Here is a 10,520-nt window from a genome sequence, read left to right as displayed (position 1 = left end):
AGCACTTGACCGACGGCGACGGACGCGTGGCGTGGCCTTTGAAGGAATTTAGAACGCGGCGGAAAGTTTGGGGACGATCTGCAGTTCGAGATGAACATGGAAGAAATTCTTAACCCTGTAGAGATCGCTATCGATAACGAAGATAGTGACGACGGATTTTTTTCCGTTGGCTTCATATTGAACTTCGATGTAGATCAGGTGCCGCATAACATCGGCCTCTGTCGAGACGCTTACGAGAATCCTGATTCGATCTATGTCGAGCCAGATGATCAGATATATGGCTTCCGTACGAGGAACGCATCATTCACGGTTAATGAGTTGATCGTGACGATTTCGTTGCATGATGAAAATAAATTTCACTGGGATGGTTCGAAGTCGGTAAGGATCAAACTTGATCCAAAGAAAAAGGACGATGCTGTCGCGTGCCTTCGTAGGATATTTGATCTGCAACCTTGAACAGCAAGGGCCGCAGGCGCGGCTCTTCACCTGCGTTGTGACGGTCAGTCGACAGCTTGCCTGATGAGCTGATCATGGGTCCTGCCATCTTGACTACCCCGTAAAAGGTATTGGCGGAAGAAATACTTTGGTGGAAGAGGGTGCAGGATAGCGCACGGGATCTAACATGAAACTTTATCGAACGATTCAAGAGCTGCTTGGCGAACTGGATAAGCTCAACTGGGATGCTGCTCTGTTTGTTGATCAGAGCTCTTGGGCGACCAAGCCTCGGGAGACGGAGATTCTCTATCTGGAGGGGGATGATGAGCTCGAAGACGTTGTCGCTGGTACGCATTTGCCGAAGATTGCAAATGATCGAGGTATGCGGCAGTTGCTCGATGTTGAGACGTTTCGAGACGTCGTCAACTTTGAGAGAAAGCGAAAATCCGCGGCTTCAGAGGCGGACATCATTCATGCTTTAGATTGTTACCGAGAGAAAGACGATTTTTATGATCCACATCACTGAGCGCTCTAGCTCAGATTGACTGACGGGGTTCTCCGGATACGCCAAGGGCCGCTGAGCGGCCCTTCGTGCTGTGGTTGTTAGTCGAAAGCTTGCCTGATGACGATGTGCCGCTTGATGTAGTCGACGGAGAACGTGCGCGAGGAGCGGCTAATCGACGAGTCGGACCTGAGCCCGATTTCTGCTGTGCGAGACTGGCCGAGCGCGGAGCTGGGCTACATTGTAGGCAGTTAGTGACCCGCTATCGTGCGTTCGTTGAGCAAAGGAACGACCAGACATGAGCAAAATTGACAGGCGTATTCGCAATGTGACCAAACGAGGGGCGGATCCGTTCGCCGAGTCAGGCCTTGCCCCCGAGGAATCACGGCGTTATCAACCCGAGTCGCAGGCGCTCATCAACGAAACGTTGGCACCCAAAGAGCCGCTCACGGGCGAGCATTCACCTCTTGGATCGGAGCACCAAAACCCGATTGGATCGCGCATCAAGGACTGATTGGGAGTGGCTGAAAAAGCTCAAGGATGAGCAGATCGACACAAGCGACATTCCAGAGCTGACCGACGAGTTCTTCGCCCGCGCTTGTATACTTGCCCGTCAGTACCGATAGCGCCATTCCTCACCATCCCCGAGGGCATCGCCGTGACCCATTCCATCACCACGCTCGAGCAACTCGAATCGATCTACGGCCAGGCGCATGAGCGCTCGTTGTGGAAAGAAATCGACCATCTGAACGAGGACTACCAGGCATTCGTTCGAGCGTCGCCGTTCGTCGTGCTGGCTTCGGTGGGCGAAGGCGGAACGGACTGTTCGCCGAAGGGCGATCCGGCTGGATTCGTGTCGATCCTCGACGAGCGAACGTTGGCTATCCCCGATCGGCCCGGCAACAATCGAATTGATAATCTCAAGAACATCGTCGCCGATCCTCGCGTCTCTCTGCTCTTCCTGATCCCGGGCGTCGGCGAAACGCTGCGCGTCAATGGGCGCGCGCGGATATCGGTCGATCCGCAATTGCTCGCCCGCTTCGAAATTCGCGGCAAGCAGCCGCGTACGGTCATCGTCGTCAGCGTCGAGAAGGTGTACTTTCACTGCTCGAAAGCGATCGTGCGCTCGAGTCTCTGGGATCCAGGGAAGCATGTCGAGCGCTCGTCCTTGCCGAGTCCCGGTGCAATGCACCGCCGGTTGAGCGGCGGCACCTTCGATGCCGCGACATACGATTGTGACCTACCTGAACGGACGCAAGCCTCGCTCTACTGACCGCGGGCGCGAGGCCGGGCGCGCCGGAGTGTCATCTCCCGCGTACACCACATTCAGGAAATCCTTACGGCGAATCAACATTCAGGCTGGCCCACCGCAGCCGTTTACCTGTTGTAATTCATGCCTTCTATCGCGCAAATGCGCGCCGATCGTCGGCGGAGCAAAACAGCAGGCCGTTGTCGAAGCGTGACGTGACGTCGCAGCCAAGGCGAACCGAAGCGAGCTGTCGACGATGGGGGTAATAAAAGGGATGTTGCGGCGTCATCAGGCGGAGTCCCCCGAGGGCTTCGCCGTGCGAAGATCGACAGCGTCGGCGCTGCGGCGATGGCTGGATGCTTTCGGCCGCCGCGTTCTGTCGCCGGCGGGCGTTTTTGCCGCAGGCGTGTGTCTCTCCCTCGGTGTATGCGGCGTCGGTTCGTGGGGGCTCTATCAGGAGCGCGAGGACGCTTACGCGCGTGCCGTGGAGAACGCACGAAATCTCCTTCTGCTCGTCGAGCACGATATTACTCGCAACATCGAGCTCTACGGCCTGTCGCTCGATGCGGTCGCCGAGGGAGTCGGTGACCCGAAGGTCATGGCATTGCCGCCGGAACTTCGGAACGGGATTCTGTTCGATCGGGCCGCCGCCGCGCGAGACCTCGATGGCATCCAGGTGCTGGACGAGCGCGGCAAGCTGTTGATCGATTCGAATGGCCGGTGTCTGCCAGGAATGGACTTCTCGCGTGACGAAAGCTTCATCATGCAGCGTAAGGCTGTCGGCAGCGCGCTCCTTATCAGCAAACCCTACCTTCCGCGATGCGGCAACGGGCGCCCCGTCATCAGTCTGAGCCGACCCATCTTGCGTCCGGACGGATCGTTCGCCGGCGTCGTGACTGGCGCGCTGGCGATCGACTATTTCCGCGAATTGCTCGAGGGCTTGCATGTCGGCGAGCACGGTACCGCCGCCGTGATCGAAACAAACGGCACGCTCGTCGCCAGGCTTCCATTCGACGCCAAAGTGATCGGCCGAGATCTGAGCCGCGTCGACTCGTTCAAAAAGGTGATGGCGTCTGACGAAGGCACGTTCGTCGGCACCGCGTCGATCGATGGAACGCGCAAGATCTATGTGTTCAAGCGTCTCGCCGGTCTCTCGATCATCGTGGACGTCGCGCCGGCCGAACAGGACGTCTATGAGCAATGGCAAGCGCGCGTGGCGTTCGTCGGAGCGTTGATGATCGCATTCTGCGCGATCGTCGTCACCGTCAGTCTGCTGCTCAGCCGCGAGCTGAAACAACGTGCCGACGATCAATCCCGGCTCTATCAGCTCGCCCATACCGATGCGCTGACGGGGCTCGCCAACCGGAGAAAGTTCGATCGCATCGCGCAAAGGGAATGGCGCCGGGCCGTCCGCTCGGCGAGTCCCATCTCGCTGCTGCTCATCGATATCGACCGCTTCAAGGCATTGAACGACCATTACGGTCATCGCTTTGGCGATGAAGTTCTCCGCTCCGTGGCGCTGACGATCGAGCGCTGCGCTCGTCGCCCTTCCGATCGCGTCGCGCGTTACGGCGGCGAGGAGTTCGCCGCCACGTTGCCCGACACCGATGCCGCCGGCGCGCTGGCCGTGGCCGAGCGCATGCGCGAGGCGGTGGCAGGGCTCGTCATTCGCAGCCCCAGCGGCCCGCTTAGCGTGACCGTCAGCGTCGGTATCGCGTCGTGGACGATCGATGCGGCCGGACGGTGGCCTGAAACCGTCGATACGCTCATCGAGCAGGCGGACCAGGCGCTCTACACCGCCAAGGCCGCCGGACGCAATCGCGTGCATGTCGGAAATCGTGAGAACAACTCGTCGCCAATCTATTCGTAGGGCCGCCGCCGTGCTCACGCTATAGTGGCGCAATCGTCAAGTCAGTACGGGGCTCCCGGTGACGGAATCATACGAACTATTGCGGCTGAAGAGCTTCGCTCTCGACCGTGTGCGCGAGGCCGTCTATCTCATGGATCGGCACGCCCGCTTTATTTATGTCAACGAGGCAGCATGCCGAACGCTGGGATACAGCATCGACGAGCTGATGGGGATGACAGTCTCGGATATCGATCCGGCCTGGAATGCGGAGCGGTACGAGACTGCCTGGGTGACGCTGCGCGAGCGCGGGACGTCGCTCGTCGAAACGGCTCATCGTCGCAAGGACGGGCGCCTCGTTCCCGTGGAAGTCAGCACGAGCTATTTGGAATCCGGCGGGAATGAGTATGCCGTAGCACTTGCGCGCGACATCACGGCCGAGAAAGAGAAGCAGGCGCTGCTGGCGCTGCGGCTCGAGCTGGAGGCGCAATTCAGCAGGCTCGCGGAGGCGACGCCCGACATCGTCTGTCGATATGATCGCCAATGTCGTCTCATCTATGCGAACTCCGGCCTTGAAGCGACGCTGCAACGGCCGCTCTCGCAAATGCTCGGCAAGACGCCCGCCGAGCATGCGATGGACGTGCGATTCTTCGAATTCGAGGCGATGCTCGATGCAGTGATGCGCGATGGGCGGGAGCGGGATACCGAGCTGGAGTTGCCTGACATCGGTGAGGGTGTGCGGCATCACCATATCCGCCTCATTGCCGAGCGTCGCAATGACGGAGAAATCGTCGGCGCGTTCGCGATCGGGCGCGACATCACCGAGAGAAAGAAGGAGCAAGACCAACTGCATGCGAGCGAGCAGGCGTTTCGGGCCGTCGTCGAGCACTCGCCCGACTACATCACGCGTTACGACCGCGCATACCGTCGCGTCTACATGAATCCCGCGATATTGGCGGTCATGGGAAGGCCCGCGAGTGATGTGCTCGGCACCACGTCCGAACAGTGCTCGTCGATCGTCGACGTCGCGGCGTATACCGCCTTTTTGCGGCGGGCGATGGAGACAGGTACCGAGGTGGCGCGGGAAGTGGGGATCCGCGATGTGGATGGTCGAATGCGCTGGGTGCATACGCGAATCGTTCCCGAGTTCGCGCCCAAGGGCGACGTGGTAAGCCTGCTTGCGATCAGCCGCGACATCGATGAGCTCAAGCGTAGCGAGCAGCTCTTCCGTACGCTGACCGAAAACTTCCCTGATTTCATCGTGCGGTTCGATAGCGAGTGCAGGCACATTTATGTGAACCCCGCGGTATCGAGTGCGTTCGGCATAGCACAGGAAGACTTTATCGGTAAGAGGCTGGACGAACTCGATCTCGCGGGCGAGCCGGGACAGAACGCGCAGCTCGAAGCCTGCGTTCGTCGCGCTTTCGCGGAGGGGGTGCCAAACGAGTACGAGGCGCGGTGGCGCACCGGCGATGACTGGCACGTGTTCGAGGTCCGACACGTGCCTGAGAAGGATGAGGAGGGCAAGGTCGTCAGCGTGCTCGGTATTGCGCGCGATATCACTCGGCTCAGGATGGCGGAGCTGGCGCTCTCGGACAGCGAGCGCGCGTATCGCACGCTGGCGGAGAACGCGCCGGACCCCATCATTCGCTACGATCGCGACTTGCGGCGCATCTATGTCAATCCCGAGTTTCTGCACGTGACGGCTCAGCAACTGCATGAGGTGCTCGGCAAGCAGGTCAGCGAGGTCTCCGATTTGCCGGAATCCGTCACCGAGAGCCTTGCGCGCCTGTTGAAAGGCGTCATTGAACATGGCGTCGCCGCCAAGGACGAATTCGCCTGGGAGCGGCAAGGTGAGCCAACGTGCTGGTTCGTGCACGCCGTGCCCGAATACGATGCGCAGGGCGACGTGCACAGCGTGCTGACGATCTGGCGTGACATCACGGAGCGGATGGAAGCGGAGCAGCGGCTGCACGAGTCGTATGATCTGTTGAGGGAGCTCGCGAGCAGACGCGAGACAGCCCGCGAAGAAGAGCGCAAGCGCATTGCGCGCGAGCTGCATGACGAGCTCGGACAACAATTGACGGCGCTTCGCATGGGCGCATCCGCGTTACGCATGCGGTTCGGGCGCGAGAATCCGGCCGTCGCCGAGGCAATCCAGAACCTGCTGCCCTTGGCCGATACGACGATGCAGGTGGTGAGAGACGTCGTGGCATCGCTGCGGCCGGCCGTCCTCGATGCCGGGATCGTCGCCGCGCTGGAATGGGTGACGGCGGAGTTCTCGCGCACGAGCGATGCCGTCTGCCATCTGTGCGTGCCCGACGAGCAGGTGTCGCTTGCCGAGGAGGGCTCGATCGCGGTGTTTCGCATCGTCCAGGAGGCGCTGACGAACATCGCGCGTCATGCGCATGCGCGACACGTCTTCGTGACGCTCGAGCAGGCGGATGATTACTGCGTGCTCGACATACGCGACGACGGCAAGGGATTCGATCCGGTTGCCATTCGCAGACGGTCGTTTGGGCTTGCCGGGATGAAGGAGCGCGCGATGATGCTGGGTGGTGAGATCAGCCTGACGAGCTCGCCGGGGCATGGCACCTGCATCACGGTGCGCGTGCCGATGGGGCATGCGCAGGCGGAGTAAACGGTGTCACGGCACTACAATCATTTCTATCACGCACCGTAGCTTGTGCTGGTGAAGAACGACAACACAACTGCAAGCGGCCGGATTCCGATACTTCCACCGGTCCATTCGTCCGAATAGCTTCGGCGTACGGCTAGCCCGTATATCCAGGTCGTGTAGAGTACCGGCTTCGCGCTTTTCCAAACATGCTGAGAGAGCAGCAACCGGCGCGAGCTGATCGGAGATAAAAATGAGCGATAACCGGTACACATACGGCATCCACCAGAACCTGACACCCGCTGATTTGTTTGTCTATGTCGCGCTCGATGAGACTCGAAAACAACTCGGCATTGATGACTTGGCTGCCGCGTCCGCTGTGTTGCTTGGTCAGGCCGACGTGCCTGTGCCGGGCAAAGTCGCAGGTGCGACCCAAGGCACATCGATCGCTTCGCTAACTGCCCGGAAGCTCTTGCCCTTGAAGCTGCGGGTGCGCTTGCCAATGATTACCAAGGTCGGACTTAGCGGAGTTCGGATAGGCTTTACGCGAAACCTAGGAGCGTTCGTTGGCCGAACTATTCCGGTCGTCGGAGAGCTGTTCTTGGCACGAGACGCTTTCATGATTATGCGCAATACAGTCTTGACCTATAACCGCCTCGCGAAAGCAGACGACCGGGTGCCACTATGAAAGATGCGACATGGGACCGTCTGGAGGCGTTCGCGCGGGAAGAGCTTGGCCGTCCACTGTTCGGTGGCCGATTGAATTTACAGCCCGCGTCGCGCCTTGAAGATGACCTCGGCCTCACCGGACTCGACGCGGTCGAATTCATCGATAGGTGGGCCGCGACATTCAACGTGCAGGCGCAAGGATTCCCGTACCGGCGCTACTTCAGCCCGGAAGGTCAGCAGCTACTGTCATCGTTCCTGGGGCTGTTTTCCAAACGATTTCGCCGGCCGGCGCTCGTGCCGTTGACTTTGGGGATGTTGGCCGACGCTATGCGCCGTGGGAAATGGGATACCGACGAGATCGAAGCGACCGCGAATAGCAGCCATTGAGGTTGAACACCGGCTCGCCGTTGCGTCAACGTGGTTGGCACTTCGTTGACGGTCGAAAAACAAAAAGGGCTACAGACGCAAAGCGCTGTAGCCCTTTTCAATTTTGGTAGGCCGTACTGGATTCGAACCAGTGACCAACGGATTAAAAGTCCGCTGCTCTACCAGCTGAGCTAACGACCCGAAAGACGCAAGATTATAGACGCATCACTTGATCTGCGCAAGCTTGCTTTGCGCCGACTGTGCCACGTCCGATCCTGAGTACTGCGAAACGATCTCCTGCAGCGTCTTGCGGGCCGCCGCCTTCTGGCCCTGCTCGAGCTGATTGTTGGCGATCGCGAGCAATGCCTCGGGTGCGCGCGGATGCTGCGGGTAGTTCTTCACGACGCTCTGCCAGATCGCCGTCGAACCCTTGTAGTCTCGCAGCGCGTACAGTGCGTTGCCGAGCCAGTACTGCGCCGTCGGCTGATACGGGCTTTGCGGGTACTTGTTGATGAACTCGCGAAACGAGGCGGCGGCGCCTTTGAAGTCGCCGCTGCGAAACTGCTGCGACGCCTGATTGAACGCTTCCGTTTCGCCTGGCTGCACCGTGCCCTGCACGCCGTCGATCGTCGCCTGCTGCGGCTCGAGTTTCTTGAGCCGGCCGTCGAGATCGGCATAGTAGTCCTTCTGCTGCTTTTGCAGGGTGGTCACCTGGTTCGTCAGATCCTCGTTCTGACCGCGCAGCGTCGCGACCTGCTGATTGAGCTGGTCGAGCCGGTTGGATTGATCGAGGATGGTCTGCTTGGCAGCCGAAAGCTGACTCGCGAGGTTGTCCGTCTTCGCTCGCAAGTCGAGGATCGCCTGGCGCGCCTGATCGTCGTCGAACAGGCCCGCGTGCGCCGGCCCGGCAACGAGTGCCGAAGCGGCCACGCATGCAGCTGCGGCACCGCGCAGCCAGGAAAAACGGGGGTTCATATTGTCGCCTGTTACTGTTTACTGATAGACGAGGTCGGCGCGGCGGTCTTGTGCCCAACCAGCTTCATCCGTACCGCTGGCCTTTTCCTTGCCGAGGCTGACGGCTTCCATTTGGCTGGCATTGACGCCGTCGGTCTTCAGCACATTGAGCACCGCTTGCGCACGCTTCTGGCCCAGCGCGAGGTTGTACTCGCTCGTGCCGCGCGGGTCCGTATTGCCCTGAATCAGGATGTGACGGTCCGGATGCGAGCGCAGGTAGTTCGCATGCGCTTGCAGCGTCGCCATGTCTTGTTCCTTCACGTCGTACTTGTCGAAGTCGAAGTACACGCTGCGCTTGGCGAGCGGGCTGTTCGGGTTGTTCAACTCATCGACGGTGACCGGCGCGACAGCGTTCGGGTTCGGCTGCGTGCCGACGTTGCCCTTGCTTGCGTTCTCGTTGAGCTTCACGCCTTGGTGGCAAGCCGCCAAAACGCCCACGAGCAGAGCCGCGAACACCATACGAAGTTTGGACGTCATTTCTTACTCTCCTTGTGTGTCATTGCATAAATCACTGCATGAATGGACCCCAGGACGGCTCACGCACGCTGCCGCCCGGAACGGACAGGATTTGCCGCGTCCGACCGTCGGTCGAAACAGCGGCCAACACGCCACGGCCGTTCACCTGAGTGGCGTAAAGGATGTACTGACCATTCGCCGCGAAGCTCGGCGATTCGTCGTGTCCCGTGTCGGTGAGCGCCGTTGCCACGCCGCTCGCCAAATCCATGACGTACAGCTTGAACTCTCCGCCCACTCGCGAGATGTAGGCGAGCTGCTTGCCGTCCGGGCTGATACGCGGACTCGTGTTGTAGCTCCCCGTGAAAGTCACGCGCTGCGCTGAGCCGGCACTTTCCCCTTGCGCCGGCATTTTATAGATTTGCGGCTGACCGCCGCGATCGCTCGTGAAGTAAATCCATTGGCCATCGGGCGAATAGCAGGGCTCGGTATCGATCGTCGGGCCTTGTGTGAGGCGCCGCAAGCCGCTGCCGTCGGCGTTGACGGCCCAGATCTGAGTGTTGCCCGTACGCGACAGTGCGACGGCCAGCGTACGCCCGTCGGGCGACCACGCGGGGGCGCTGTTGTTGCCTTTCTGATCCGAGATGATCACGCGGTGACCCGTCGGCAGGTCATGAACGTACACGATCGGCTTGCGCTTCTCGAACGAGACGTAGGCGACCTTCGTGCCGTCCGGGGACCAGGCCGGCGAGATGATCGGCTCGGGGCTCGACAATGCCACGTGCACGTCCTGGCCGTCGGAATCGGAGACTTGCAGCAGATAGCGGTTACCGCTTTTCATCACGTACGAAAGGCGCGTCGCGAACACGCCGCGCGTGCCGAGCAGCTTCTCGTAGATGTAGTCGGCCACCTTGTGCGCCGTCATGCGCAGCCCGCTGGCCGGCGTCGTGAGCTCGAGGCCGCCGAGGTTTTGCTGCTTGACGGTGTCGTAGAGCCGGAACCGGATCTGATATTGCCCGTTGGCGAGCGGCGTCACGCTGCCGTCGACGAACGCGTCGGCACCCTTCGCCTTCCAGGCGCCGAGATCGACGGAATCGGTTTCGGCGACGGGCGTGCTGCCGGCGTCGACATTCGTGAACTTGCCGCTGCGCTTGAGATCGTCACGGACGATCTGGCTGATCTGCTGCGGCGAGCTCGCTTCGTGGGCGAAGTTCGCGGTTGCAATCGGAAATTGCGTGGAGCCCACGCCTGTCACGAGAACGTTCAGCTGCGCATGGGCGGCGCTGCCCGCCGCGATCAGGCAAGATGCCAACAATGTCCTCAAGCCTCGCTTCGTCATCAAACTCATGCCGGATTTCCCAAAAGACCA

11 protein-coding genes and 1 tRNA gene are annotated in these 10,520 nt (G+C 60.4%); 8 read left to right on the top strand and 4 right to left on the bottom strand.

What is annotated here, in order from left to right; genetic code table 11:
* Nucleotides 1–96: 96 nt before the first annotated feature.
* From B0G57_RS10150 to B0G57_RS10115, 8 genes are all read left to right on the top strand, one after another.
* Entirely contained in the window at nucleotides 97–456 is a 360-nt protein-coding gene (locus tag B0G57_RS10150; protein WP_102607176.1) for a hypothetical protein, read from the top strand.
* 166 nt (nucleotides 457–622) lie between these two features.
* Entirely contained in the window at nucleotides 623–961 is a 339-nt protein-coding gene (locus B0G57_RS10145; protein WP_018442505.1) for a DUF7716 domain-containing protein, read from the top strand.
* A 274-nt stretch (nucleotides 962–1,235) separates the two neighbouring features.
* On the top strand, nucleotides 1,236–1,451 hold the full coding sequence (locus tag B0G57_RS10140) for a hypothetical protein (RefSeq protein ID WP_018442504.1): 216 nt from the start codon (nucleotides 1,236–1,238) through the stop codon (nucleotides 1,449–1,451).
* 144 nt (nucleotides 1,452–1,595) lie between these two features.
* Nucleotides 1,596–2,210, top strand: a complete 615-nt coding sequence (locus B0G57_RS10135) for a pyridoxamine 5'-phosphate oxidase family protein (RefSeq protein ID WP_018442503.1) — start codon at nucleotides 1,596–1,598, stop codon at nucleotides 2,208–2,210.
* A gap of 250 nt (nucleotides 2,211–2,460) precedes the next feature.
* Nucleotides 2,461–4,056: a sensor domain-containing diguanylate cyclase gene (locus B0G57_RS10130; RefSeq protein ID WP_020566412.1), complete on the top strand. Its 1,596-nt coding sequence runs from the start codon at nucleotides 2,461–2,463 to the stop codon at nucleotides 4,054–4,056.
* A 58-nt stretch (nucleotides 4,057–4,114) separates the two neighbouring features.
* The gene (locus B0G57_RS10125) at nucleotides 4,115–6,673 is read left to right on the top strand and encodes a PAS domain-containing sensor histidine kinase (protein WP_018442500.1); all 2,559 of its coding nucleotides are present in this window, start codon (nucleotides 4,115–4,117) and stop codon (nucleotides 6,671–6,673) included.
* A gap of 229 nt (nucleotides 6,674–6,902) precedes the next feature.
* Entirely contained in the window at nucleotides 6,903–7,337 is a 435-nt protein-coding gene (locus tag B0G57_RS10120; protein ID WP_018442499.1) for an STM2901 family protein, read from the top strand.
* A complete protein-coding gene (locus B0G57_RS10115) occupies nucleotides 7,334–7,705 on the top strand; it encodes a DUF1493 family protein (protein ID WP_018442498.1) in 372 nt (123 codons plus the stop codon). Before B0G57_RS10120 ends, B0G57_RS10115 begins: the two co-directional genes overlap by 4 nt.
* 104 nt (nucleotides 7,706–7,809) lie before the next feature.
* Here B0G57_RS10115 and B0G57_RS10110 read toward each other — a convergent pair.
* The 4 genes from B0G57_RS10110 to tolB all read right to left on the bottom strand — a co-directional run bounded on the left by B0G57_RS10110 (nucleotide 7,810) and on the right by tolB (nucleotide 10,499).
* Nucleotides 7,810–7,885: transfer RNA gene (locus B0G57_RS10110), tRNA-Lys, on the bottom strand.
* Between the two features lie 24 nt (nucleotides 7,886–7,909).
* Complete coding sequence (ybgF, locus tag B0G57_RS10105) at nucleotides 7,910–8,659, bottom strand: tol-pal system protein YbgF (protein ID WP_018442497.1); 750 nt, start codon at nucleotides 8,657–8,659, stop codon at nucleotides 7,910–7,912.
* 18 nt (nucleotides 8,660–8,677) lie between these two features.
* Nucleotides 8,678–9,175, bottom strand: a complete 498-nt coding sequence (locus tag B0G57_RS10100) for an OmpA family protein (protein WP_026230010.1) — start codon at nucleotides 9,173–9,175, stop codon at nucleotides 8,678–8,680.
* 31 nt (nucleotides 9,176–9,206) lie between these two features.
* Complete coding sequence (tolB, locus tag B0G57_RS10095) at nucleotides 9,207–10,499, bottom strand: Tol-Pal system beta propeller repeat protein TolB (protein WP_020566410.1); 1,293 nt, start codon at nucleotides 10,497–10,499, stop codon at nucleotides 9,207–9,209.
* Between the last annotated feature and the right edge of the window lie 21 nt (nucleotides 10,500–10,520).

Source organism: Trinickia symbiotica, from assembly GCF_002934455.1.
Lineage (GTDB): Bacteria > Pseudomonadota > Gammaproteobacteria > Burkholderiales > Burkholderiaceae > Trinickia > Trinickia symbiotica.
This window is presented reverse-complemented; position numbering and strand designations above follow the sequence as displayed.

What these genes read in the sequence shown, in the direction of transcription:
- B0G57_RS10150 (WP_102607176.1), top strand. Translation starts at nt 97, where the DNA reads ATGGAAGAAATTCTTAACCCTGTAGAGATCGCTATCGATAACGAAGAT.
- B0G57_RS10145 (WP_018442505.1), top strand. Translation starts at nt 623, where the DNA reads ATGAAACTTTATCGAACGATTCAAGAGCTGCTTGGCGAACTGGATAAG.
- B0G57_RS10140 (WP_018442504.1), top strand. Translation starts at nt 1,236, where the DNA reads ATGAGCAAAATTGACAGGCGTATTCGCAATGTGACCAAACGAGGGGCG.
- B0G57_RS10130 (WP_020566412.1), top strand. Translation starts at nt 2,461, where the DNA reads ATGTTGCGGCGTCATCAGGCGGAGTCCCCCGAGGGCTTCGCCGTGCGA.
- B0G57_RS10120 (WP_018442499.1), top strand. Translation starts at nt 6,903, where the DNA reads ATGAGCGATAACCGGTACACATACGGCATCCACCAGAACCTGACACCC.
- B0G57_RS10115 (WP_018442498.1), top strand. Translation starts at nt 7,334, where the DNA reads ATGAAAGATGCGACATGGGACCGTCTGGAGGCGTTCGCGCGGGAAGAG.
- ybgF (WP_018442497.1), bottom strand. Translation starts at nt 8,659, where the DNA reads ATGAACCCCCGTTTTTCCTGGCTGCGCGGTGCCGCAGCTGCATGCGTG.
- B0G57_RS10100 (WP_026230010.1), bottom strand. Translation starts at nt 9,175, where the DNA reads ATGACGTCCAAACTTCGTATGGTGTTCGCGGCTCTGCTCGTGGGCGTT.
- tolB (WP_020566410.1), bottom strand. Translation starts at nt 10,499, where the DNA reads ATGAGTTTGATGACGAAGCGAGGCTTGAGGACATTGTTGGCATCTTGC.